The sequence below is a fragment of the Verrucomicrobiia bacterium genome, from assembly GCA_035629175.1.
GTDB lineage: Bacteria > Verrucomicrobiota > Verrucomicrobiia > Limisphaerales > DASXHY01 > DASXHY01.
The window spans coordinates 18424-43666 of sequence record DASPIL010000003.1 but is presented as its reverse complement, the minus strand read 5'-3'; the positions used below and the strand labels follow the sequence as shown (position 1 = coordinate 43666).

At 58.1% G+C, this 25243-nt stretch carries 23 protein-coding genes; 9 read left to right on the top strand and 14 right to left on the bottom strand.

Features of this window, described 5'->3' with window-relative positions:
- Positions 1-12: 12 nt before the first annotated feature.
- Positions 13-1596, bottom strand: a complete 1584-nt coding sequence (gene der / locus VEH04_00725) for a ribosome biogenesis GTPase Der (GenBank protein HYG21274.1) — start codon at positions 1594-1596, stop codon at positions 13-15.
- Between the two features lie 169 nt (positions 1597-1765).
- Between der and VEH04_00720 the strand changes: the two genes are divergently transcribed.
- Positions 1766-3379 carry an FAD-dependent oxidoreductase gene (locus tag VEH04_00720; protein HYG21273.1) on the top strand — a complete coding sequence of 538 codons (1614 nt, stop codon included), beginning with the start codon at positions 1766-1768 and terminating at the stop codon, positions 3377-3379.
- Positions 3380-3406: 27 nt separating this feature from the next.
- Here VEH04_00720 and VEH04_00715 read toward each other — a convergent pair whose 3' ends face one another.
- From VEH04_00715 to VEH04_00690, 6 genes are all read right to left on the bottom strand, one after another.
- On the bottom strand, positions 3407-3721 hold the full coding sequence (locus tag VEH04_00715) for a DUF2249 domain-containing protein (GenBank protein ID HYG21272.1): 315 nt from the start codon (positions 3719-3721) through the stop codon (positions 3407-3409).
- Positions 3722-3737: 16 nt separating this feature from the next.
- Positions 3738-4055, bottom strand: a complete 318-nt coding sequence (locus VEH04_00710) for a metal-sulfur cluster assembly factor (GenBank protein HYG21271.1) — start codon at positions 4053-4055, stop codon at positions 3738-3740.
- The gene (locus tag VEH04_00705) at positions 4052-5470 is read right to left on the bottom strand and encodes a hypothetical protein (GenBank protein HYG21270.1); all 1419 of its coding nucleotides are present in this window, start codon (positions 5468-5470) and stop codon (positions 4052-4054) included. Before VEH04_00705 ends, VEH04_00710 begins: the two co-directional genes overlap by 4 nt.
- A complete protein-coding gene (locus VEH04_00700; GenBank protein ID HYG21269.1) occupies positions 5436-5939 on the bottom strand; it encodes a DUF2249 domain-containing protein in 504 nt (167 codons plus the stop codon). Before VEH04_00700 ends, VEH04_00705 begins: the two co-directional genes overlap by 35 nt.
- On the bottom strand, positions 5936-6328 hold the full coding sequence (locus VEH04_00695; protein HYG21268.1) for a cupin domain-containing protein: 393 nt from the start codon (positions 6326-6328) through the stop codon (positions 5936-5938). Before VEH04_00695 ends, VEH04_00700 begins: the two co-directional genes overlap by 4 nt.
- 112 nt (positions 6329-6440) lie before the next feature.
- A complete protein-coding gene (locus VEH04_00690; GenBank protein ID HYG21267.1) occupies positions 6441-8495 on the bottom strand; it encodes a UvrD-helicase domain-containing protein in 2055 nt (684 codons plus the stop codon).
- A 324-nt stretch (positions 8496-8819) separates the two neighbouring features.
- Between VEH04_00690 and VEH04_00685 the strand changes: the two genes are divergently transcribed.
- The gene (locus tag VEH04_00685) at positions 8820-9119 is read left to right on the top strand and encodes an HPr family phosphocarrier protein (protein HYG21266.1); all 300 of its coding nucleotides are present in this window, start codon (positions 8820-8822) and stop codon (positions 9117-9119) included.
- Positions 9120-9220: 101 nt separating this feature from the next.
- Here VEH04_00685 and VEH04_00680 read toward each other — a convergent pair whose 3' ends face one another.
- The 4 genes from VEH04_00680 to VEH04_00665 form a co-directional block, all read right to left on the bottom strand.
- Positions 9221-10837, bottom strand: coding sequence for a methyl-accepting chemotaxis protein (locus tag VEH04_00680; protein HYG21265.1), 1617 nt, complete (start codon positions 10835-10837; stop codon positions 9221-9223).
- Positions 10838-10875: 38 nt separating this feature from the next.
- On the bottom strand, positions 10876-11346 hold the full coding sequence (locus VEH04_00675) for a chemotaxis protein CheW (protein HYG21264.1): 471 nt from the start codon (positions 11344-11346) through the stop codon (positions 10876-10878).
- A gap of 182 nt (positions 11347-11528) precedes the next feature.
- Positions 11529-12317, bottom strand: coding sequence for a response regulator (locus tag VEH04_00670; protein HYG21263.1), 789 nt, complete (start codon positions 12315-12317; stop codon positions 11529-11531).
- Positions 12318-12319: 2 nt separating this feature from the next.
- Positions 12320-15037 carry a PAS domain S-box protein gene (locus VEH04_00665; protein HYG21262.1) on the bottom strand — a complete coding sequence of 906 codons (2718 nt, stop codon included), beginning with the start codon at positions 15035-15037 and terminating at the stop codon, positions 12320-12322.
- Positions 15038-15222: 185 nt separating this feature from the next.
- Between VEH04_00665 and VEH04_00660 the strand changes: the two genes are divergently transcribed.
- The gene (locus VEH04_00660) at positions 15223-15519 is read left to right on the top strand and encodes a hypothetical protein (GenBank protein ID HYG21261.1); all 297 of its coding nucleotides are present in this window, start codon (positions 15223-15225) and stop codon (positions 15517-15519) included.
- A gap of 2 nt (positions 15520-15521) precedes the next feature.
- On the opposite strand, the gene fusA is transcribed toward VEH04_00660, so the two are convergent.
- Positions 15522-17618, bottom strand: a complete 2097-nt coding sequence (gene fusA / locus VEH04_00655; GenBank protein HYG21260.1) for an elongation factor G — start codon at positions 17616-17618, stop codon at positions 15522-15524.
- Between the two features lie 286 nt (positions 17619-17904).
- Between fusA and VEH04_00650 the strand changes: the two genes are divergently transcribed.
- The 3 genes from VEH04_00650 (at position 17905) to VEH04_00640 (ending at position 20745) form a co-directional block, all read left to right on the top strand.
- A complete protein-coding gene (locus VEH04_00650; GenBank protein HYG21259.1) occupies positions 17905-19080 on the top strand; it encodes a pyridoxal phosphate-dependent aminotransferase in 1176 nt (391 codons plus the stop codon).
- A 59-nt stretch (positions 19081-19139) separates the two neighbouring features.
- Positions 19140-20129, top strand: coding sequence for a TlpA disulfide reductase family protein (locus VEH04_00645; GenBank protein HYG21258.1), 990 nt, complete (start codon positions 19140-19142; stop codon positions 20127-20129).
- A 310-nt stretch (positions 20130-20439) separates the two neighbouring features.
- Positions 20440-20745, top strand: a complete 306-nt coding sequence (locus tag VEH04_00640) for a hypothetical protein (protein HYG21257.1) — start codon at positions 20440-20442, stop codon at positions 20743-20745.
- Here VEH04_00640 and VEH04_00635 read toward each other — a convergent pair.
- Positions 20742-21704, bottom strand: coding sequence for a 2-dehydropantoate 2-reductase (locus tag VEH04_00635; GenBank protein ID HYG21256.1), 963 nt, complete (start codon positions 21702-21704; stop codon positions 20742-20744). The genes VEH04_00640 and VEH04_00635 overlap by 4 nt on opposite strands.
- Before the next feature lie 82 nt (positions 21705-21786).
- Positions 21787-22074 carry an HU family DNA-binding protein gene (locus VEH04_00630; protein HYG21255.1) on the bottom strand — a complete coding sequence of 96 codons (288 nt, stop codon included), beginning with the start codon at positions 22072-22074 and terminating at the stop codon, positions 21787-21789.
- 194 nt (positions 22075-22268) lie between these two features.
- On the opposite strand from VEH04_00630, the gene VEH04_00625 reads away from it, so the two are divergent.
- Genes VEH04_00625 through VEH04_00615 form a run of 3 tightly spaced genes read left to right on the top strand, consistent with a single transcriptional unit; the run spans position 22269 to position 25042 of the window.
- The gene (locus VEH04_00625) at positions 22269-23273 is read left to right on the top strand and encodes a serine/threonine-protein kinase (protein HYG21254.1); all 1005 of its coding nucleotides are present in this window, start codon (positions 22269-22271) and stop codon (positions 23271-23273) included.
- Between the two features lies 1 nt (position 23274).
- Entirely contained in the window at positions 23275-24177 is a 903-nt protein-coding gene (locus VEH04_00620; protein ID HYG21253.1) for a carbon-nitrogen hydrolase, read from the top strand.
- Positions 24170-25042, top strand: a complete 873-nt coding sequence (locus VEH04_00615) for an SDR family oxidoreductase (protein HYG21252.1) — start codon at positions 24170-24172, stop codon at positions 25040-25042. The genes VEH04_00620 and VEH04_00615 overlap by 8 nt, the downstream gene beginning before the upstream one ends.
- Positions 25043-25243 lie beyond the last annotated feature (201 nt).

Here is a 25243-nt window from a genome sequence, read left to right as displayed (position 1 = left end):
CAAATGCGGCAGTCAGCGCCCGCGGCGGCGCCCTGGCTGGCGGCGGCCCCTGCCACGATCGGGACGTGCTGCCCGGGTGCCGCGCTCCTCGGAAGAGCTGCGGCTGGCCTTCTTGAACTTCCGAACAGGCTCGATGGTTCGCGGCCGCGCTTTGGGAACCAAGATGAGCGGACAGCCTTCGTACCCGAACGCCACGCGCACTTGGTCTGCCAGATACTTCTTATATTGGTCGGAAAAAAGTTCGTCCCGGTTCACAAACAACAGGAACGTTGGTGGGGCCTGGCGGACCTGGGTGGCATAGAAGAATTTCAAACGATGCCCCGCGGAGCTCACCGGCTGCCGGCGCTCAACCGCGGCCTGCAGCGTGCGATTCAAAATGGCCGTCGGGATCTTTTGCTGCAACTGGGCCGCGACATACCGCACAGCTTCCAGCAGCCGCTCCAATTGGAAACCTGACTTGGCGGACGTAAAAATCACAGGCGCGTAATCCAGGAAAAACAATTTCTCCTGAACCCACTCGCCGAAGTCAGAGAGCGTCGTCATCAATTCCCGCGCGTGATGATCCTTCCGGCGGCGCCGCTCAATCTCCTCCTCACGCGCCTTGCGGACGGGTTCCTCGACGAGATCCCATTTGTTGACCACGACAATGCACGCCTTGCGTTCCTCAACGATGCGGTCGGCCACCTTCTTGTCCTGCTCCAGGATTCCGCTCTCCGCATCGAGCACAAGAATGGCAATATCGCAGCGCGCGATGGAATCTTCGGATCGCTTGACGCTGAAGAACTCGATCGAATCGTTGATGCTGCGGGTTTTGCGAATGCCTGCGGTATCGATGAGGATATATTTCTGACGCTTGCCTTCGGTTTCGATTTCCAGCGGAACATCAACGGCATCACGGGTCGTGCCTGGAATCGGGCTGACGATGACGCGTTCGGACTGTGTGAGCGCGTTGATGATGGACGACTTTCCGACGTTGGGACGGCCAACGATCGCGAGCTTGAGCGGTTCAGTGCGGATGCGGGCTTCGTCGGGGCTGACAGGAATTTCCTCGCCTTCGACAGCTTCAACAGCAGGCGCGACGGCTTCGGGGGGATGCAGGAGTCCCAGCGCTTCAGTCATTACAGCGTCAATTCCCATTCCATGAATGGCGCTGACCGGAAAGATCTTGTCAAAGCCGAGCGCGGAAAATTCATCCGCATTGGCTTCCGCACGGAACTCATCGACCTTGTTGACCATGACGAGCACGGGCTTGTTGCTGCGGCGCAGGTGCTGGGCGACCTCGCGATCGAGCGGCACAATGCCTTCCTGAACATTGACCACGAGCAGGATGACGTTCGCGGCTTCGATCGCGAGATTCACCTGGTCGAGGGCGGCGCGCGTGATGACGTCGGTCGATTTTTCGCGTCGGAGCAGCCCGATGCCGCCAGTATCGATGAGCGTGAACGGGGTGCCTGCCCATTCGACTTCTGCGCTGACGCGGTCGCGGGTAACGCCGGGCTGGTCGTGAACGATGGCGATGCGGCGTCCTGCGATCCGGTTAAACAGCGCAGACTTCCCGACGTTCGGACGTCCGACGATGGCGATCAAATTTGGCACGGGCGTAAGATGAGCCAGTTGTGAATGTGGCGAAAGAGGAAAAAGCCTGACGCCGCGAGCCTGCCGCAAGGAACGCCTGCCTTGAAGGCACGCGATCCGAACCGCAGCGTTCACACCACTTCCGCGTTTCGGCTTTTCGCCTTCGAGGTTTGTTGCTAGATCGAACCGCATGACCCGCAACAACAACGCACGCACTCCTCTCTTCCGTTCGCTTCAACAGCTCTTTGGTGTCGCACGACTCGCCAACCGGCGGAATAGTCCCGCAGCGTCGGAACTGATCGAAATGCCAATTCGCCCCGCAGTCAGCCGCCGCAATTTTCTTAAGACAAGCGCTCTCGCTGCGGCAGCCGTCGGATCGGGATCATGGTTGACCGGCTGTTCCACTCCAAACCCGCGGCACAACACACCAAGGATCGCCATCGTTGGCGGCGGCATTGCCGGGTTGAACGCTGCCTACAAACTCCGAAAACGCGGCCTCGCCGCGGATATCTACGAAGCGAGCCGCCGCACGGGCGGACGGATGTACAGCGCGACAGGATTGCTGAATCCCGGGATCACAACTGAACTCGGCGGCGAGTTTGTGGATTCCAACCACGCCGAGATGTTCGCGCTTGCGCGGGAATTCGACCTCAAATGGCTCGATGTCCAGGGACGCGGCGAAGAATCGCTGAATGCCGAGGCATTTTATTTCGGCAACACACACTACACCGCGGCGCAGGTCGTTGAGGCTTTCCGCCCAGTTGCAACGCTCATTGCGGAGGATTTCGACCGTATGGAGGATGTTGTGGACTTCGAGCATGAAGGCGGCGCGCGCGAATTGGATCGCACGTCCCTCGCCGATTATTTCGACCGCATTGGCGCACGCGGATGGTTGCGGCAGTTGTTGGACGTCGCGTTTGTCACCGAATACGGACTGGAGGCGAACGAGCAATCTGCGTTGAACATGATCTTCATGATTTCAACCGACCTTTCAGCCGGGCGTGTGGAACTATTTGGCGACAGCGATGAACGGTTCAAGGTCATCGGCGGGAACCAGAGGATTGTGGATGAACTCGCGCGCCGGGTGCAGGACCGCATTCAGCTGGAACAGCGGCTGGTCGCAGTGGAATCGCGCGGCGGCGGCTATCGCCTCGTCTTCGACCAGGATGGCACAACACGCGAGGTCGATGCCGACATCGTCCTGCTGACACTGCCGTTTACGATGCTGCGGCAGGTGGAATTGAAGGTGGAACTTCCTGAATGGAAGCGTCGCGCCATTCATGAATTGGGTTATGGCATGAACGCGAAGTTGATGATGGGCACGAACTCTCGCGTATGGCGCACGCGCGGGGAATCGGGAAATGTCTTTTCAGACGAACCATTCCAACTCGCGTGGGACAGTTCGCGCAGGCAGCCGGGAACTGTGGGAAGCCTCAGTTGCTATTCAGGCGGCAAGGCGACGGATGAATTGGGGCGCGGCACTGCGGTCGACCAGGCAAAGCGAATGCTACCATCGCTCGACAAAGTGTTCCCTGGCGTCGCCGCCCAGTTCAACGGACGCGTTGAGCGTTTCCATTGGCCTACGCATCCATTCACCCGGGCCAGCTATGCGTGTTATCGTCCCGGCCAATGGACAACCCTTGGCAACTCAGAGGGGCGCGCCGTTGGCAACCTGTTCTTTGCGGGCGAACACTGCAGCTACGATTACCAGGGATTCATGAATGGCGGCGCAGAGACTGGCAAAGCCGCTGCGCTCGCCATTGCGAAAGCCGTCCAGCAACGTCGCGCGTTTGCGTCAGTCTAGGGACGCGCGGATTGCTGCGGATCAGGCTCAGGGGGTTGCGGACGGGCACGATTTGAGATTCTCGCCGACGCCGGCCAGTGCGGCTGTCTTCGTGATTTTCACGTGAACCTCTTCGGCCAGTTTGAGGAGATGCTGCCACTTGAACGTTCCCGGCCATTCGGCTGAGAACTGATAGTAAAGCGGCACAGGGTCATGGCCGTTCACCAGGATGAAATATTCGCCGACAGCCAGGTCGCGAAAGGTCTGCAGGATCAGGCCATGCTTGATCGAACACGGGATTGCCCGAACGTCGAGCACGCGATCGGCGCCAAGTGCTGGAGCAATTGATGTAGTGTTTTTCATGATTTTTTAGTGTGAGTTAAAAATTAGAAGCGCCAGTCGCCTGGCGGCCGGCGGGAGTCATCATCGATGGATGCCATGGCGGATCCCATACGAGTTCGACCTCCACATCGAGCACGCCTGGCAGGCTCATCAGGACGTTTTTCACGCCCCAACAAATCGTTTCGTGCATTGGGCATCCGGGTGTCGTCAGCGTCATCACCACCGTGACGACGCCATCGCTCATCGCGACGCTATAGACCAGGCCGAGATCCACGATGTTGCAGTTGATCTCAGGATCGATGACCTGTCGGAGATTCTCGAGGATCACGTCGGCGTTGACTTCAATGGTGTTCATGAGGGTTTTACGACAGTGGTGATGCGGAGCGGCGTGAGTTGCGGTCTCAGGAAGTGCCGCAGCATGGCGAGGAAATTGAGGATCAGTGTGAGGACCGCGCCTCCAATCAAAGCGGATCCAAGCCGAACGCACGATGCATGCTCGAGCAACGTTGCAACGCACGTGAGCAACACGCCGGAAAGAAATAGACCGTAGCCGGCGGCCTGCAGCCGGGTTGAATAGAGATCACCCAGCGCAGGAACCTTTGCCTTTCCAATGTGACGGCTGTAGGTGCCGAACCAGACGAGGAAGGGAACAATTTTGTAGAGCATGCCGGCGATCGCAAACGTCACCACTCCGATTAACCCCAGGAAGCCATAAACGTTTTCCAATTGGCCCGTCAATGCGTTGAGCGGCAACTTCGGCCACGCAAGAACAACTCCGACGATCGACAGCGGCGCAAGGAGAACCACTGCCGTGACAAAGTAACGAACTCCCCAATCGATCGGACCGCGTTTCCGCGCGCGTAAAATCGCACTCAGTTCGACTCCGTAAAGCGCCAGGGCCGACACAATCAGCAGTGCGAACCCGAATTTTGCGGGGCTGGATGTGAGGACGGACACAAAGCTTCCAAGCAGGCCCGCATTCAGAAGAATCACAGAGGTCAACGCGCGCCGCGTGTTCTGCACTTCGCTCAACGTGAACATCGGGATCAGCTTGTAAGACACACCCACGATCAGCATCACGAAGAATCCGATCGCGCCGAGGTGCGCATGCGCGTGCATCGCGCTCAGGGGATTGAACTGCCGCACAGTTGCAGCGACGGGTTCGAGCAGGCGGCTCCAAATCGAAAGCGATTGAACTTCAGGATCGAACGGCAGCTTGGCTGTGGCCAGCGAGAGTCCCGCGAGAATGGTGAGGCCGATCCAGAAAATGGCTGACGCGATTGAGATCGCGACAACGTTCCAGCGAGAAACCTTCAAGAGCGTCCGGGCAATGTTGTAGATGAACAGCAGCACTCCAAATGCAAGGATTGCGCCGAAATGCCCGACCTGTTTCATGTTCCAGGCGCGCAGCATCCAAACCATTCCGGCGAAGCCCACCACGTGGAACACGAATTGAACTTTCGCGAGGCGTTCGCTGTGGAGTTGCGTTTCCAGGGCGACTGGAACTAGTTGATACATGGCGCCCATGACAACCGAACAAATCCAGCCCAGCACGAAGAGATGTGTCACCGCGATCACATGCTGGTTGTAATGGTAGGTGGCGAGCACGGACGGCTGGAGGATCAGCCACGCCGTTCCCGCGCTCAACGCCAGAATTCCCGCGAACATGAAACGCAGGGGCAGCGTGATCGACGCCACTGCCGGAAGCGCGGGAGCTTTGGCCGCCGTGCCCAGCCTAGCGGCGGCAGATATGGGTAATGAAGCTTCCATCAGGTTGTTCATGGGTAACGCCAGAAAATCCCCGTTCTTCCAGCTGCGGATAAAGATGCATGGGGCGCCGATCAGTTCGCGCACGCAATTCGGTCGCGTGCGGCAGATCGGTGACAGCTTCGAGGATTTTAACCAGGGGCTCAGGTGGCTGGAGACCGCGCGCGTCGATTTCAACCCAGCTTGTTGCCGGTTCTGAAGCGACCGCGCTTTTCGCCGCAGGTGTTTCGGCCTGCGCCCCGTTCGCTGCGTTGCGCACGAAACGGATCTCCCACTCCCCCGCGTCATTGGCAACGCTGGTATGTGTGAATCCCAGGCGGCCAAGGACTGAATACAATGGCGCGGGCTCAAAGGGCGCGATGAGGACGAGCGAGCCGCCAATTCCGAGGTCTCCTGCAGCGGCCATGATCCGGTCAAACGGAGCACCGCCGCGGCGCAGTTCTTCGCGCAAATCCAGGACCGTGGTGCTCATGAAACCTTTGCAAAGGAATTGAGCGCGAGCGGCGAGGTGGCTTCAACAGGCGCCGGCTTTGACAGCGTGAGCAGCATTGAAAACTGCTGGGTGGCGCGTACGGCATGCGGCAAACCGGGCGGCATGTAGAGCATGTCGCCCGCTTTTAAATTGTGAATTTTTCCAGCGAGCGAAAACTCGCATTCGCCCGAGGCAATTTGGATGACTGCATGCTGGGTTGACGTGTGCTCCGTCAGTTCCTGGCCTTCTGCGAATCCAAACAGCACAATCCGGCTGAAGGGAGTTCGCAACAAGGTGCGGCTGACAATTCCGTTGGGAGCGAAGCGTGTTTCCTGCTCCAATGAGATAACTTTTTCGATTGCTGCATCAATCACCGGCTTTTCGTTCATGCACGCACTGTGACACGAACCTGCGCCATGTGTTTTGACTCAGATCAAGTCGTGAGAAGATCGCGGTTTTCGCTGGGGGGATTCCTGGACGCTTGAATCCCGGGGGCGCGGGTCAATACCGCCGCAGGTTCCATTCATCCAGGAGTTCACGCGGGATCTCATGGAGGAATCGCGAAGCCTGCTGCATCATGTCGCCCGATCCGCCAGCAATTGCGCGGACCAGCGGATAGCTCAGGTACAGTTCATTGCGGGCGCGCGTGACGGATACGTAGAACAAGCGGCGCTCCTCCTCCTCGCCTTCGATGTTTTCCAACGATCGCCCCGACGGGAACAAGCCGTCGCAGAGCATGATCACAAACACGACATCGAACTCGAGGCCTTTTGCCTGGTGAATCGTCGAAAGCCGGATCTGCTCGTCATCGCGCGACGCGGGCCGATCGTCGCCGGCCTCGACATTGGTGAGCAGCGCCAATTGAGTGAGGAAGTCGCTCACAGTCTGAAACTGCCGTGCAAACACCGACAACTGTTCGAGATCGTCAACACGCGTCTCATGGTTCGTGTAGTTCTCCGCCAGGTAATCCTCGTAACCCGCTTCAATCACGAGTTGAATCATCTTTGAAGCGTTGCTTCGAACGCCGGGTGCCTCGAGTTGTGCGAACGTGGTTGCGAATTGCGCCCACGCGACCTCCGCCTTCCTCGGAACGAGCGCAGCGCAGCGCTGCAAGGTTGCGGCAAGTTTTGGAGGTTCGCCTGTGGCATCTTTCGATTCCTCTGGCTGCGCATTCTGGACCCCGCCGGCAACAGCGTCCCACTCCGCTGAAAAACGTTTCCAGAGTTTGTCCGCTCCCTTCCCTCCGATGCCCGGCAGCAACTGAGCCAGCCGCTTGAAGGAAAGCTCGTCGCGCGGATTCAACACCAGTTTGAGATACGCGGCGACGTCCTTGATATGAGCCTGCTCGAAGAAGCGAATGCCGCTTGTGATGCTGAATGGGATGTTGCGCCGCGTCAGCTCCAGCTGCAATTCGAGCGCGTGGAAATGTGATCGATACAGGACGGCCATGCTGTTGAGGTTTGTCCCTTCGTCACGCAATTCCAGGACGCGTTGCGTCACAAAGCCCGCCTGCTCCGAGGCATCAGTGCACGTCACGAGCACGGGCTTGCATCCTGATTTCCGAGCTGCCGCGAGTTCCTTCGAAAACTGATTGATGTTCCCGCGAATGGCTGCGTTGGCAACGGCGAGAATTTCAGGCGTGCTGCGGTAATTCGTTTCGATCTTGTAAATGTGCGCGCCCGGGTAGCGGTCGGGGAACTTCAGGATGTTCTGGAAGTTCGCGCCGCGCCACGCGTAAATGCTCTGCGCGTCGTCACCCACCACCATCACATTCCGGCTGCGCTCCGCAATGAGATCAATCAGGTCGCTCTGCAGGCGGTTTGTGTCCTGGTATTCGTCCACAAGCAGAAATTGGAATCGTCGCTGGTAATGCTCCCTCACATCCGCATGCTCGCGCAGCAGCTTGAGCCAGAGCGCCAGGAGGTCATCAAAATCCATCGCGTTCGCCGTCCGCTTCCGCTCGACATAGTGTTGCTGCACCTTTTCAACCTGGGCGGCAAGATCCTCGAAATGTTCATACTGGTGCTGCAGAAGTTCTGGAATGGCCTGCTGCATGTTGAGCGCCATCGAAAAGATGTCTCCCAGGACTTCCGCCTTGGGAAAGCGCGTTGCCTTGATATCAATCTCCGCCTCCGCGATGCACGTTGTGATCAAATGCTTGGAATCCTCGCGGTCCATGATTGTGAAATCGCGCTGATATCCGAGCAGCGGAGCGTGCAGGCGCAGCACGCGATTGCCAACGGAATGAAACGTTCCTCCCCACAACTCTGACAATTCCTGCCCCAGCAAGTCGCTGACGCGCCGCATCATTTCCCGAGCGGCCTTGTTCGTGAACGTGAGGAGCAGGATGCGATCGGGCGGAATTCCCTGCTCGAGAAGATACGCAACGCGGTAGGTGAGCGTTCGTGTCTTGCCTGAACCCGCGCCGGCGATCACGAGCGAGGGGCCGGGAGGCGCTGTCACAGCTGCGCACTGCTGTTCGTTCAGCTCGTTCGCGTAATCGATTTCCAGATGAATGGCCGGCCGGAACGGCTGCAGCACGTAATCCCGTGACATCGGGAAAAACCGTACCGGCGTGGCGCGTGAAAGTCGAGACGGGGGAAGAAACCCTCCCTGCTGTTCGAACGAACCGCAGTTGGATCGTTTGAAAGAGTCGAAACGGCGTTTACGCGAATTTCGCTAATTTTCGCGAATCCTGGCTCCGGAAAGTGCCCTCCCGGGCCCAGCAAAGTGTTCTATGAATTTCGACAGGACATTGAACGGGAGCAAGCAGAGTAGCAAAGAGCCGTGTTAATCCGTGCCCCTCCGCGGTTAATGTTCCTCTCTTCAATTTTCGTTGGCGCAACCGTTCCGCGTCAGCTAATTATACGGGTAATCGAAATGAGTTCCAAAAAGCTGTCCGACGAAACCGCCGCGCAAGTCAAAGAGATGCAGGTTGTCAATAAACTTGGCATCCACGCCCGCCCCGCTGCGCTGTTCGTAAAGACTGCGAACCGTTTCACCTGCGACATCTTCGTCGAGAAGGACGGCGAGAAGGTGAACGGCAAGAGCATCATGGGTCTGATGATGCTGGCCGCTGGCCCGGGCAGCAAACTCATGGTGACCGCCGACGGTCCGGATGCCCCCAAGGCGCTGGCCGAGATCGAAAGTCTCATCAAGCGCAAGTTTGATGAGGAATAGCTGACCTTCCTCTGTTGCGTGACTTTTCAACAGGTGGGATCAAATTCATAAACGAAAAAACCCTCTCCCGCGTGCGGAAGAGGGTTTTGATTTGTGTTCGATCACATGTCCCGGAAATCGCCCTCAAGCGGCAACATGTCTCGCTTCACATCTGTCGACAGCGCGGGTGCCAGGTTGTTGCGGACGGACGCGGTTCCGCGTCCATTTGTATGCGCCCCGTTTCGGTGAATGGCAACAAGCGGTGCGGTGCCATGGGCGGGGGACCGATGTTTCGTTCCCGAAGCCGCGACTTTGGCTCTGCCGCCAACGAGCCCGAGAAGTTCAACGACTGCTTCCTTCAAGGATTGGGCCTGGGCATTCAGTTCCTCGGCAGCGCTGGCGCTCTCCTCGGCCGTCGCCGCGTTGCTTTGGGTCACCTTGTCCATCTGTCCAACGGCTGTGTTGACCTGCGAAACGCCCTGGCTTTGTTCGCGCGATGCACTGGTGACTTCGCTGACAAGTTCGTCCACCTGACGGGCCTTTGTGACGATTTCCTGCAGCCCATGCGTCACCTTGGTGCTGATTTCCACCCCCTGTGCCGATTTCGTGATCGCGCCTTCGATTTTCGTCGAAGTTTCCTTCGCTGATTGAGCGCAGCGTTGCGCGAGATTTCGGACTTCATCGGCAACCACGGCAAATCCCATTCCGGCCTCGCCAGCCCGCGCTGCTTCCACTGCGGCATTCAGCGCGAGGATATTGGTCTGGAACGCGATCTCATCAATAGTCTTGATGATCTTTGCAATGTCGTCGCTCGAGGTCTTGATGGCCTCCATGGCGGCATTCATCGACTGCATATCTTCGGCTCCCTGGTCGGCGGCGGTGCGCGCCTGCCGTGCAAGGGCATTTGCCTTCTCGGCATTTTCCGAATTGCGACGGGTCATGCTTGCCATCTCCTCCAGTGAGGAACTCGTCTCCTCCAGCGAAGCGGCCTGCTCGCTCGCGCCCTCCGCCAGTGTCTGACTGGCTGAGGAAACCTGCCCGGCTGCTGCAGCGACCTGATCGGATCCCTCGTCCAGCGCGCTCGCAATTCGGCTCAACACTTGTGCCACGCTGCGCGCAATCATTACTGAAAGGGCAATTCCTACAGCGAGGCCGAGAATGACTGCGATCCACGTCGCCTTTTGCGCCGTCGCCAGGGACGAGTTCGCTGCTGCTGTAGCTTCAGCCGCCCACTTGATGTTGATGTCACGGCAATCCATCACCGTTTTGTTGCAGGCAGCGAATATTGCTCCGACCATGGGAATCATGTCAGCGGCTTCGCCTGATTTCCCAGCGAGGCTCAGCCCTCGCTGGATTTTCGCCTTTTCCCGATACGCGCTAAATGCCGGGCCGATGCGCTCGACCAGCGGTTTCTCTTCGGAACGCGTCACTGTCTTGCGGTAGGCCTCGAGCGTTTCGAGGATTTGCTCGGCTTTATCGTCAGCCAACTTGTCGATTGAGACCATTTCGGCATGGTTCGTTGAAATGATGTGCTGGAGCGTGAGCACCCGGTATTCCAGTGTTTCCTGGAGCAGCTGGCCGGTATAGCGAACGCCCGGCAAACTGTCGGTCGTAAGGATATTTACCGAGCCTGTTACGTTTCGGTTCTGCCACCCCACGAGAGCGGCAAATCCCAGAAAGACCGCGAGCAATGTTGCGAAGCCTGCGGTGATGCGTTTTGCAATGGTCCAATTTTTCATCGAATGTTCCTTGGTATGTTGAGGATTAAGAAAAAGGGTTAGGCGGTGCGTGCCAGGACGGAGTCGAGGTCGAGAAGCGTGATTACTTTGCCTTTGATCTTGGCCATTCCCAGCAATGAATGGATATCCTGCTGCACGCCAAAGTCGGGGGTATCCTCGACATCCGCCTGCGTGACGTTGAGCACCTCTTCGACCGCGTCTACAATCAGTCCCATCTGACTGTTGTTCATGATTGCGCCTGAGAGCTGCACAACGACGATGCAACTCCGCTCGGTTATGTCTTCGGGAGCCAGGCCGAACTTCACGCGCATGTCGGTCACCGGAATGATCTTTCCCCGAAGGTTGATGACTCCTTTCACGAACGCAGGCATCTGTGGAACAGCGGTGATCGTTGTAAAGCGAATGATTTCGCGGATGCGCAGAACCGGGATGCCGTAGCATTCCGAGCCAAGATTGAAGGTAAGGTATTTGCCGGCAAGATTCCGGCGTTCGATCGTCGCAGTTTCCATGATGTTTGTATTTTGAGTTGCTCCCGAAAATGCAAAAGGCACGTTCGAACCTGCGCCTCCTCGTGGAGACCTTGATTCGAACGTGCCTTCGCTTACAGGCCCATACGTCCTGTCCGGGAAAGCCAACCCGCAACTCATTTCGCGGGCTCGCTGGGAGAACTATCGGGCGCGGTATGCGTTACTTAAGGAGCTTTTGGAAAAACTGACGGGGATTCTTCTGGCGTGGCATCCTGGGGAACCTGGCGGGATGGAACGAGGGATTCCAACCTGCGGCGCAGATCCCCGAGTTCCTTGCTGCGAAACTGCCGGCGCGTTCTTTCCAGGACATCAATCGTGTGGCGGACCGCGTTTGCGAAGTCAAGTTCCTGAAATGCAGGCGTGACGGCCTCGCGAGTCCGGCAGATTTCGAGCAATCTCGTCAGATCGGCGAGCTGCAACATGAGGTTTCCCAGCGTCACCCGAAAATAATCGTGCGTCACCTGCTCTGTGGCTGAATCCGAGCGCCGCAACCGGGCTTCCAATGCTGCAAGATCCTCCGTCCACTTTCCCAGATGATCTCGTGCGGCAGCCATGCTGCGCAAGCGGCGGTAGCGGGGAACGGCTTCCGCAATCAACGACAGTAATTCCCGCAAATCCGGTGGTTTAACAAGATAACCAATGACGGGTAGCCGGACCGACAGGGCAGCCGATTCAACACTGGGCCGTCCGGTCATCAAAATCGTGGGCACGCCTTCGCAAACCACAGCCGCTTCCCTGACGAGCGCAAGGTCCGCGTTTCCCGGCATGTGGATATCCGCGAGGAGAAGGTCCACAGGTTCATTCCTGAGCACCTCGAGTGCAGCCGCCGAGTCGGCCGTGCAGCGGCAATGGTACCCATGGCGTCGAAGCAACTCGGCGTACGATTCGCGAAACGCCGAGTCATCATCGGCAAAGAGGATTCGAATCTCTGTCTCGTCCGGGGATGCATGCATGGCTACCCGCTATTTACTCCTTTGCGGCCAGTATTCAACCGCCGGTCGAAAACGTTCCTCACGATCGACGCGAGGGTTTCGGCAGATACGGGCTTCATGATAAAATCCCGGACACCACACTGTTCCAGTAGTTCGCGGCTCGCAGGGGTGCTGTACCCCGTGCTGACAATCACTTTGACCTCTGGCTTGCACCGCAGCACCGCAGCCGCGACATCCGCTCCTGTCATTCCAGGCATCGTTAAATCCGTCATCACCATTGCGAACTTCTCCGGAGCCTGGCAAAACCGTGCGATTGCCCTGCCAGGGTCCAGTTCCACCGTGACGCTATATCCGAGCCGCTCCAGGATCCGACGTCCCGAGTCGGCGAGAGAAAACTCGTCATCGATCAGCAGGATCGATTCACCCTTTCCGCGCGGCAACTCGCGAGGGATATCTGCCTGCAAATCCTGGTTCTGATCCGACGCCGGAAAATAGAGATCAAAACGGGCGCCCTCGCCGGGCGTGCTTGAGACGAGCACAACCCCACCGTGATCCTGAACAATCCCATGAACTACGGCGAGGCCGAGCCCTGTTCCTTCCCAGGGGGATTTGGTGGTGAAGAAGGGTTCAAAGATTCGAGGCAAGTGTTCCGGCCTTATCCCGGGACCGTTGTCTGCGACTGTGAGACGCACGAAGACTCCACTGGTCAAGCGAGGGTCGGGACCTGGCCGGCCCTCCGCAAAAGATTCGCACGCGAGGCGCACCTCCAGTCTGGCGCCCGCGGACATTCCGAGCGCGTGTCCGGCATTCGTGCAAAGATTCATGAGCACCTGATGAATCTGGGTGGCGTCTGCCACGACGGGCGGAGCTTCGGAATCGACCGACGTGACGCATTCGATCGTGGCTGGCAGTGCAGCTCGCAGGAGCTGTAAGGTTTCGTTCACGACGGTGTGCAGCCGCAATGGCCTGCGTACTAGAGCGTGCTTCCGGCTGAATGTAAGGATCTGCGCCACCAATTGCTTCGCGCGATCCGCAGCCTGCAAAACCCGGTCCAGATTGTCTCTGATCTCCTTTCGATCGGCCGCATCCATTCGCGCCAGTTGTGTGTACCCCATGATGCCGCCGAGGATGTTATTGAAATCATGCGCAATGCCGCCTGCCAGCGTGCCGATAGCCTCAAGCTTCTGCGCCTGCTGGAGCTGCTGCTCGATGTGACGCCGCTCGGTCACGTCGCGCAAAATGGTCTGCACGGCAGGCATGGACTTGAACGTAAACGGGATCGACATCACTTCCGCCCGGAACTGCGCGCCGTTGAGCTTTCTGACGTTCAATTCCAAAAGCGGGCTAACCTTGCCCGCGCGCGTGTTGAGAATTCGCTCTTCCACCAGCATCCTGGTTTCCGGAACCGCGAAATCAAAGACGCTGCGGCCGACGATGTCATTCGCATCCACCGCGCCGACCAGTTGCACGGCAGCAGGATTGGCAAAGACAATCCGTCCGTCCACATGCACGATCACTGCATCGGGAAGACGCTCGATCAACGATCGGTAATTGGCTTCGCTCTCACTCAACGCCTCCCGAGTGCCGATGCGTTCGACAGCTGGTCCGCAATGATCTGCCAGCAAGGCCAGCCGTTCGCGTTCTTCGTCCGTGAAATCAGCCGGCTTTTGGCGGCGCACGGATATCGATCCGAGCACCTTGCCGGCGTTTCGAATGGGAATCACGAGAGGTGGGCTGAAGCGCTCCTGATGTTCCAGGGATGCCTCGAGGCCGGGTGTCATGGGGATTAGCTTGCCCTCGAACGTGGTGTCGGAGAACAGGCGGCGAGCGGAAGATCCCTGCGCATCGTTTAGATCGATTGAACAAGCATCTGCTTCGATGAGCTTGTGCGTTGCAGTCGCAATCACGGTGGCCGCGGAGCGAAGGTCCAGCACGGTATTTAGTTGCTCGCTCAATTGCGCCAATATCCCGCGGCGCATCTCCGTTGTCTTTCGCTCACGAATATCGCGAGCAATCCCCAGAACGCAGACCTGTCCCTGGACTTCGACAGGATAGGTGCGGATTTCTACCGGAACGAGATGGCCGCTTTTGTGTTTCAGGGCCAGGTCCAGCGGACCGACAGGACGGCCAAGACGGCTTTGCTCCAGCCATTCAGGCGCGCACCCAAGGAATTCTGCGGGAAGCAACTCCACCTCGGAAAACTTCTTGCCGATCAACTCGGCGCGCGTGTAGCCGATCATCGCTTCCGCGCCTTTGTTGCCATCCAGAAAAACTCCCTCCAGGTCGTGGAGGTAATAAGCGTCGGGTGCGTGCTCGAACAGCAGTCGAAAACGTTCGTCCGATCGCGCGAGCGCTTGCTTGGCGGCGTTCTGATGGGTGACGTCCTCCTTCATGGCCACAAACCATCGGCGGCCCTCCGCGTCCGTGACTGGGGTGATCGTATTTCGCTCGTGGTAAAGCGTTCCATCCTTGCGGCGGTTGATCAATTCGCCCACGTAAACGTTCCCGCCGAGCACCGTGTTCCACAACTCGGCGTAACAACTTGGATCCTGTTTTCCAGATTTGAAAATGCGCGTATGCTGGCCCGCCACTTCTTCAGCCGAATAGCCGCATATCCGCGTGAATGCGTCGTTCACCCAGGCAATGCGCCCGGAATCATCGCAGATTGTAATCCCCACGTGGACCGCCCCGAGGGCGTGCGCCAGCAAACCCGCATCCGGCTCTCTTAAGTTCACGTTCATGGACACCCAATTCAGGGGTTGATGGCGAATTGCATTCGTACGAAAGCTACAGTCCCGCTCTTTCGCTGCTCTGCTGCCCTTGTCCAAATGTAACCGCTTCTTGGTTCCGGTATAGGGCCGGCATCACGATCTGCGGTAGGGACATCCCGAATTGTCGGTCGCCAGAAGGTGCTTACAGTTGCCCAATGCAGCGAGATTGGCCCGGTAAGCAGGATGATGTCCGGATTGGCGCGCTGGTGTTTCATGAACCGACGCAGAGTCTTGGTGTACTCGTCAGCGAAAAGCTCTCCCCGATATTTCGCGAGCCCAAAGCCGTCCTGCAACTAGCCGACGGATCAACCGTGGAAGTGGACAGAGTGCTGGTAAAACCCGCCAATGAGGAACAACACACGTCGTTCTTCAGCAACCCGGAAGCACACCATATCCACATTCCGGAAAATCCTTCATCGAATCCGGCTGAACGCAAACCCGGCACGCATTAATCCTAATGCCCGTTTGGCTGGTGATTTTGACGATGCTTTTTCGCTTCCTCGACAATCCGCTGTTCCACGTCGCGCGGACATTCCTCGTAGTGACTGAATTCCTCCGTATGCACACCACGGCCGCCTGTCAGTGAACGCAAGGTGCTCGAATAACGGTATAATTCGTCGGCCGGCACCTGCGCCTTGATGACCTGGAAGCTGCCGTCCGTGTCGATGCCCTGGATGCGTCCGCGCCGGCTCGAGAGATCGCCCATGACCTTGCCCATGCAATCTTCCGGAATCTGAATTTCAACGGTGTTGATCGGTTCGAGGAGGCAGGGCTTTGCGCTGCTGAACGCTTCCTTGAACGCAAAGTATCCTGCAATCTGGAACGCGATGTCCTTGGAATCGACGGGATGCATTTTGCCGTCGTAGAAATCCACCTTCACGTCGACGACCCGATAGCCCGCGAGCACGCCTTCTTCGCAAACCTTTTGAACACCTTTTTCCACGGACGGAACAAAGACGCGATCGACGTTCTGCCCGACGAGTGATTGCTTGAATTCCACTCCCTTATCGCGCGGGGTGGGTTCGACGCGCATCCACACTTCGGCGAACTGCCCTGCCCCGCCCGTCTGCTTCTTGTGGCGGTACTTGGATTCGCCGTGACCCTTGATTGTTTCGCGATAACGCACGCGGGGCTCGTGCAATTCCACATGCACTCCATAACGGCGTCGCAGTCGGTCAGCAATCACCTCCAGGTGCAACTCGCCCTGCGCGGACAGGATCGTCTCGTGCAATTCAGGGTCGACATGATGCAGAAACGTCGGGTCCTCGTGGTGCAGGGCGGCGAGGCCGGCCGCGATCTTGTCCTCCTCACCCTTGCTCGTGCTCTTGAGCGAGGCGTGAATGTTGGGGCGCGGGTAGCTGACCTTGGGGAGCGTGACAGGATGCTTGCCGCTGCAGAGCGTGTTGCCCGTGTGCGTATCCTTCAGCTTGACCACGGCGCCAATGTCGCCCGCGTTCAACAATGGCACGTTCTCGCGGGTTTTTCCGTTTAACAGATAAATCTGCCCGATCTTCTCCGAGATGCGCCGGTCGCTGTTGAACACTTCCGAACCGACCTTTACCTGGCCCGAATAAACGCGGAAAAACGAGAGTTCGCCGAACTGCGCTTCGCTCATCGTCTTGAACACATAGCACACGGGATCGGGATCATTCAGCTTGACGGCCAGTTCCTTGCCATCAGGGCCCAGCGCCGCGACTTTGGCGCGGTCCACAGGCGATGATCCATACTTCGCAATGAAATCCATGAGGCGGGCAACGCCGATGTTCTTCTCCGCGGACGCAACAAAGAGCGGCACAAACACCTGGTTCTGAATGGCGCGATGGATTCCAGCCCGCCATTCCTCTTCCGAAAGGCCGCCCTGCTCGAAAAACTTTTCCATCAACGCGTCATCCGATTCGGCAACATGTTCAATTAATTCCTTGTGAAGCGCATCGACCTTTTCCTTCCACTCGCCGGCAGCTGCGGACTCCGTGAACTTCCCACTGCGATCGGTTGCGTACGTGACGATTTCATCGCGCGGCACATCGAGCACCTGGTTGAAGTCAGGACCCGGGTTCACGGGAAGGGTCAGAGGAAACACTGTCGCACCGAAATGCTCCCGCACCTGGGCAAGGATTAAATCAAAGTTCAACTCCTCCTTGTCGAAGGCATTCACCACGATCATTTTCGGAATTCCATATTGCGTCGCATAGCGCCACACGGCATCGGTGCCGACACCCACGCCGTGTGCGGCATTGATGACGATGAGCGCGAAATCGCCGACCCTCAGGGCGCCGAGTCCTTCGCTGATGAAATCCGCGTAACCCGGGCAGTCCAGGATGTTGAACTTCTTTCCGAGCCATTCCAGGTGCATGAGCGACGCCGAAACGGAAATCTGGCGAGCCTTTTCGCTTTCGTGGTAATCCGACACCGTGGTTCCTGCGGCGATGCTGCCCATGCGGTTGATGACCCCGGCGCTGGCGAGCATGGCCTCGCACAGCATGGTTTTTCCTGAAGAAGCATGGCCAACCACGGCAAAGTTGCGAATGTCAGCAGGTAAGAATTCTTTCATAGGAAGGAAGGTCCTTGTGGAACAGCTTGGTTGCAGGCCTCGCGCTCACGGGGTGACTGTAGAACGTTCCGGCCGTTTTCGCCAAGGGAGAAAAACTGTGCACGGACCGCAGGTTCAGCCTGCTTCACCGTGGCACATGCGCAACTCGTTGAACTTGCCCACACACCCGTCAGTCCAACGCCCGAACACCGTGAACGCCGCGCCCGATCGAGCTGCTCGCGAGCCCGTGGCGGCACGATGTTAAATGTTGCAGTCCATTGCTTCACTCGTAAGCTTTTCGCCATTTATGAACTACCGAATCTCTCAACGAGCCGCCTCGTTGAGCCCTTCCCTCACACTCGCCATCGATTCCAAAGCCAAACAGATGAAGGCAGAGGGCCTCGACGTCGTGGGTTTTGGCGCGGGCGAACCGGACTTCGACACGCCGCAGCATATCAAGGACGCCTGTGCGAAGGCGCTGGCAGATGGTTTCACAAAATACACTCCCGCCAGCGGAATACCCGAGCTGCGCCAGGCGATTGCGGACAAGTTCAAGCGGGAAAACAATCTCACGTACAAGGCGTCCCAGGTGATTGTCTCCTGTGGCGGGAAACATTCGTGTTACAACGTCATTCTTGCCACGTGCCAGGAAGGCGACGAAGTGATCATCCCAGCGCCATACTGGCTGAGCTATCCCGAGATGGTGAAGCTCGCCGGCGCGCAGCCCGTCATTCTAGAAACCAGCGACAAAACCGAATTCAAGGTCACGCCCGAGCAACTTCGCGCGGCGATCACCCCCCGCACGCGTCTGTTCGTCCTCAATTCTCCCAGCAACCCGACCGGCACGGTTTACACGCCCGAAGAAATACGCGCGCTCGGTGATATTTGCGTGGAAAAGGGCGTGCTGGTCATGAGCGATGAAATTTACGAGCACCTGCTTTACGATGGCGCGCGCCATGTGAGCGTTGCGGGTTTTTCACCTGCGCATTACGACCACACCATCGTTGTCCATGGCTTTGCCAAGGCGTGGAGCATGACAGGATGGCGGCTTGGATTTCTCGCGGCACCCGAACCGATCGCCCGCGCGATCGACGCAATCCAGAGCCACAGCACGAGCAATCCTACAAGCTTCGCGCAGAAGGGTGCCGTGGCAGCGCTGAACGGACCGCAGGATCACCTGCCGAAGTGGCTCGGCGAATTCTCACGGCGCCGGCAATTCGCCTGGCAGAAGCTCAACGGTATTCCCGGCATCTCGTGCGTGAATGCACGCGGCGCTTTTTATCTGTTCCCGAACATTTCCAAGACCGGCCTCAAGTCCGCTGAATTTTGCGCAAGGCTGCTTGAGCAGGAAAAGGTTGCCGCGGTCCCGGGAATCGCCTTTGGCGCCGACGACTACATACGCCTGAGCTATGCCACGAGCATGGCAAATCTCGAGAAGGGCCTTGATCGCATCGAAAAATTCGCGCGCGGACTGAACCGCTGATAGGTTGGTCGCGCCGCCCTGAATGTGAACGTGAAGCATCAGGGCGTCTCCATAGCGAAATGAAGCCAAACGCAATTCTGTCCTGCATCGCCGTCACGGCTGGAATGTGCTGCCTGCTCGGGCTCGCAACCTCGTGCAAGCGCGAGGTGCCCAAAGGCTATTCAGCCGCCCCCGTGGCCCCCACGAACGTCACGGGCGGTTCCAACGTTTTCACTTCAGTTCCGGGGCCGCCGCCTGGAACCACACTGCAGCAGGAGCTGGATGTTTTGAGCCAGGGACTGAATGCCAAGCTCGCCGCCGGTACGTTGACGCAATCCGATGTTCAACACGTAATCGCCCAGGTGGAACGCCTGCGTCAGAATTTTAAACCGGCCACCGACGAGGACAGGGCATCGCTGCTAATGATCAAGGCGATGATCTACGTGCGGTTCCTGAACGACCCTGCGGGTGCGACTGAAGCATTGCGGCAGGTGCAGAAGGAATATCCCGCGACCCAAACCGCGGGCAGCGCCCAGCAGGCTGAGCAGAGCCTGGAACGGGATGTCGCGGTGCAAAAAATCAGGGAGCAACTTCGGCCCGGCCTGCCTTTTCCCGATTTCGAAGGACAGGATCTGGAAGGCAATCCGCTTTCAATCGCCACGTTCAAAGGAAAGGTGGTGCTGGTGGATTTCTGGGCAACCTGGTGCCCGCCATGCGTGGCCGAGATGCCCAACATTCAGCGCGTCTACCAAAAACACAAGGCGCGCGGCTTTGAGGTTCTCGGCATCAACCTCGATGAAGATCGCAAGGCTCTCGATACGTTCCTTCGGCGCAATGAGATTCCATGGCCGCAACATTGGGATGGGAAACGCTGGGAAAGCCCGGTGGCGCAGAAGTATGCAATCAACGCCCTGCCCACCTCCTTCCTCCTCGATCGCAACGGCAGAATCCTGGCGCTCAACCTGCACGGCCCGATTTTGGAATCAGCAGTCGAAATGGCCTTGGCGGCAACGGAACGCTCGAACCCAACCGAGAACGTCCCGGTGGAAACCCGGGATCCAATTCCGTAACCGCCGGATTTGCCCCAACATAGCGGCTGGGGCATTCTAGCAGCGTTGTTTTACCTTCCTGCCTGGACGCAGGGTACAAAGTGAAGCGGCTCAGCCCGGGAGGCTGCGCCGCTTCAGCTTTTTTAGCGGGCCAACCTTAAAGAGCCGGGCACAATTCTTCGTGTCAGTCCGTCCCCGATCGCATTCCCCCTGGCGTTTCATGAACACGGGATCTTCCCCGATACAGTCCTGGAAGGTCAGCTTGAAAGATGCGTCAGGGACCGGGAACGGGTTCTGCTTTTCACTCTGCAGAACCAAAAATAAAGTTCCTATGACCTATCCTGCCTCTCAGATTGTCCTGGCTCCCCTTCTCGGCTGGCTCACGCTTCTCGCGCTTGTGGTGGTCGGTTACCTGGTTCGACTACAGTTTATCGAACTACGCAAAAATCGCCGCATGCAGGAAAAACGTGCCGCCCGCGATCTTCAGCCGGCGCCGCCCGTGGCACATCGGCCCCTGGCCATGCGGCAGGCCTCCACGACCTTCGCATTCCATGTGGAGTGTCCCGTCGCTGGACGCACAATCCACAAACTGGGCAGGCATAACGCGTTCAGTGTTCGTTCGCCCGAATTGAACTAACGCCCCCGCGTCAGGGCCAGGAGGATCTCAAACAAACGCTCGAGACGCGGCGTCGCAATCCCGGCTCCCTTCGCCTGCCGCAACGGTTCTCCAAACAGGCTTTCCAGCTCCAGCGGCTGGTTGCGTTCGAAATCCACCAACGTCGACGCCTGATACGCTCCCATCGTCCGCGTCCGCTCAATTTGTTTCTCCGCGAGGTTTTCCGGAATGGCATGCCCCAGCGCATTGGCCGCTCGGATCACCTCGAGCATCAGCTCCCGAACGAGCCCTTCCCATTGCCGATCCCGCAGCAATTTGTCCGTGGTGAGGCATTCACCCTGCGCCCGCACGTCCACACTGTTTTCTGAGAACGCTTCGAAGCCCGCCGCGCTTGCCACTCCCAGGCCATTGAACGGGATGTTCCATACGAGCTTCTCCCAATGCGCCTGCGCGAGATTATCCGTGACGCGGCACGTAAGGCCCGCCCGCTTAAACAATTCGGCAATCGCGTGCGTGCGTGGCTCAGGCCATCGCTGAAATTCCCCAAGCACCACGGTCCCGTGATCCAGATGACGGATGACGCCGGGTTCCACTCGATTTAAACAGACAAAGCAGAGCCCTCCGAGAATCTGTGACGGCGGAATCAAACGCGCGAGTTGCTCCTCGTTTCCCAAGCCATTCTGCAACGTGAGAACCGCTGTTTCCGGGCCGGCGAGAGGTGGCAACAGGACTGGAAACTGGGCGTTTGCAGTTGTCTTCAAACCAATGAGCACAAGGTCACTCACGCCAATCTCCTCCGGCCTTCGGGCGCAGCGAACACGAACGTTGAAGTCGCCTTCAGGGCTGCGAATGAAAACTCCGCGCCGCCGAACCACGTCATAATCGGAGCGCAGGAGAAAGTGGACATCCTGTCCGGCACGCGCGAGTTTTGCGCCGTAATAACTGCCAAGCGCCCCGCAACCAACCACTGCAATTTTCATGAAGGCATCGACGTTCCCAGCCTGTGGATGGAAACAAAAAAGGCGCTCCGAAATTCAGAGCGCCTGTGAAAAGAGCCTTGGCTTACTTCGCGCCGAGAATGGCATCCTTGGCCGCTTTCGCGACCTGGAACTTCACCACGCGCTTGGCGGGAATTTGAATTGCCTGGCCCGTCGCAGGATTGCGGCCAGTTCGTGCTGCGCGGTTTTTAAGTTTCAGTTTCCCGAGGCCAGGAAGCGTAAATGTATTTTTCGCATTCTTATATGCAAGCGTCGCGAGTTCTTCGAGGTAGAGCACGGACTGCTTCTTGGTAATTCCAACCTTCTCTGACAGCGTTGAAGCAATCTGTGATTTGGAGAGTGATTTAGCCATATTACAGGGGGTTTTTGCGTTTTGTTTAAGTTCCGGTTGCGCTGAAAGTCGTTCGACTTGGCTCGTATTAAAACCCGCGACCAAACACGTGCAAGCAGAAAATGGGAGAATTCCCGCGGAAAAATGCGGCCCTCTCGCGCCCGTTTCGGAAGCCGGGGCTTGACTTGAAAGGGCGTTTCGCAAACATCGCAAACGTGGCCCTCTTCACGATTCAAAACGAGTTTCGTTACGACATAGTCCGAAAGATTTTCGAAGGCGGAATGGGCGTCGTATACGAAGCAGAGCAGAATGGAACGCGCGAATTCATCAAGCGAATCGCGATCAAGGTGATCCGCCAGAATTACGCGAGCCAGAAACAATTCATCGATAATTTTATCGGCGAAGCAAAGCTCGTCGCAGATCTCATCCACACAAATATCGTCCAGACGTATCATCTCGGTGAATCACGCGGCGTATATTTTATCGCCATGGAACTGATCCGCGGCGTCAACCTTGAGCAGTTCGCACAACAACTCCAGGACAAGAAACGCCAGCTGCCGCGCGAGCTCGCGATCTTCATCGTCAGCCGCGTCGCCCGCGGGCTCGCCTACGCGCATTCCAAAACCGATCGCGACAGCAAGCCGCTGGGCATTGTCCATCGCGACGTCAGCTTCAAGAACATCATGATTGCCTTTGAGGGCGACGTGAAGCTGACGGACTTCGGAATTGCAAAGGCCAAGGGATTCTTGTCCGACCAGGAAGGTGAAGTGGTCGCCGGCAAGGCCGATTACATGAGCCCGGAGCAGGCCAATTTCCAGATCACGGACAAACGTTCCGACCTGTTTTCAGCGGGTGTTGTGCTCGCGCATCTGCTGCTTGGGAAAAACATTTTCAAAAGCGGCACTGCCGAGGAGTCGCGCCAGCGGATCATGAACATGGCGATCCCGGATTTCCGCACGCTGGATTCGCGCATTGATGACCGGCTCAACGACATTCTCCACAAGGCGCTGGCGCGCGACCTTGACAAACGCTACGCGACAGCGGACGAGCTCTTGTATGATCTTGAGCATTACATTTATCACACGGGTTACGGCCCCACAAACGAAACGCTGGGCAAATACATCCGCGAACTCTTCGGGCAGTTCGTTCCGTCTGGCAACAACGTGAAGAGCAAAACACTGCCGACAGAAGACACCGTCCGCATCCGCACACAGCCCTGAAATGAAGCGTCCCGTTTCCTCGTCCGTCGTGAGGCTCGGCCTCATCCAAACCGCGTGCTCACCCAGTCCCGCTGTAAACCTGAAGCGGACGCTTGCCGCTGCGGAAGCCGCCGCAAAAAAGGGGGCCCAGATCATTTGCACACAAGAGTTGTTCCGGTCCCAATATTTCTGCCAGTCCGAGGATCACCGATGTTTCGAGCTCGCGGAAACCATTCCCGGGCCGAGCACTGCTGCATTCCAGAAGATCGCGAAGAAGCATTCTGTCGTCATCATCGCCTCGCTCTTTGAAAAACGCGCGGCAGGTTTGTATCACAACACCGCGGCAGTCATCGATGCGGATGGTTCGCTTCTGGGTGTGTATCGCAAGATGCACATTCCCGATGACCCTTTGTTCTACGAGAAGTTCTATTTCACGCCGGGCGACCTTGGTTTTCGAGCCTGGCAGACGAGGTACGCCAAAATCGGTGTCCTGGTTTGTTGGGATCAATGGTATCCCGAAGGCGCCCGCCTCACTGCGCTGCAGGGTGCGGAGATTCTGTTTTATCCGACCGCAATCGGGTGGCACCCGGCTGAGAAGGCCGAGTACGGCGCGCGTCAGCACTCTGCCTGGGAAACCATCCAGCGGAGCCACGCGGTCGCCAACGGCTGTTACGTGGCGGTGCCCAACCGCATTGGCCATGAGGTTCTCAAGGACGTCGGCGGCGACGGCATTCAGTTCTGGGGACAAAGCTTCGTCGCCGGGACCTACGGCGAGATCATCGCAAAGGCCGCTGTTGATCAGGAGGAAACGATGATCGTGCCTGTCGATCTCAAGGAAGTCGACACGACGCGCACGCACTGGCCATTTCTGCGGGACCGGCGCATTGATGCATACGGGAATCTCACCCGGCGCCTGATTGATTGAAATTCGCACCAACCACGCCGCATGGGTGACAGGTGCCGCCGGATTGATCGGCAGTTACCTCGTTCGTCATGCGGCTCATCACGCGACAGGGTTTTCGGTTCGCGGACTCGCGCGCGGGGATTTGGACCTGCTTGACTCGGCGGCCGTTCGCGAACGCTTCCACCGCGAACGCCCCCGCCTGGTCGTCCACTGTGCCGCGTTGAGCCAGAGTCCCGCATGCGAGCAAGATCCTGAACTTGCGTGGAAACTCAACTTCGAGGTCACGCGCCTGCTGGCCGATCTCTGTTCGAACATTCCCCTGCTCTTCTTTTCCACGGACCTCGTATTTGACGGCACGCGAGGCGGTTACCAAGAGAATGACAGCGTCAATCCGCTAAGCGTATATGGCGCCACCAAGGTTGCGGCCGAACGGGCGGTGCTCGCGAATCCGCTGCATCTGGTTGTGCGCACGTCCTTGAACGGCGGAATTTCAAAGGCGGGCAATCGCGGATTCAACGAACAACTGCGCCGCGGATTCGAGGCTGGGCGGACGGCAACGCTGTTTGTGGATGAATTTCGCAGTCCGATAGCAGCCGAAGAAACTGCGCGCGCGGCGTGGGAACTCATTGTGCAGCGCCGCAGCGGCATATTCCACGTTGCCGGTGCGGAGCGATTGTCACGCTGGGAGATTGGGCGGCTGCTTGCGAGGTGCTGGCCCAACCTGGACGCGCGCATAGAGGCCGCCTCGCTGTCGACCTACAAAGGCGCACCACGGGCTCCCGATACATCCCTCGATTGCTCCAAAGCCAGCGCTGTCCTGAGCCGCCCGTTGCCAGCGTTCAGCGAATGGCTGAAGAACCACGCGCACGATTGGCTCGACAGGTAATGGCGTGCGCTTGCCCGCCCGAGCGCCGACTTGCTGCGGCCTTGCAATGATCAAGAAACCGATCGTCCACAAATGAGAGTCGCGGGGTAATCGGCCTGAGAACTCGATTCCTGGCTGCGACAATGCCCGAATGCACAATGCGGAGGCGCGCGGCGTTCGCGCCGCTTGCGCGTGGGCAAACCCGCAGGGCAATCATTTCAC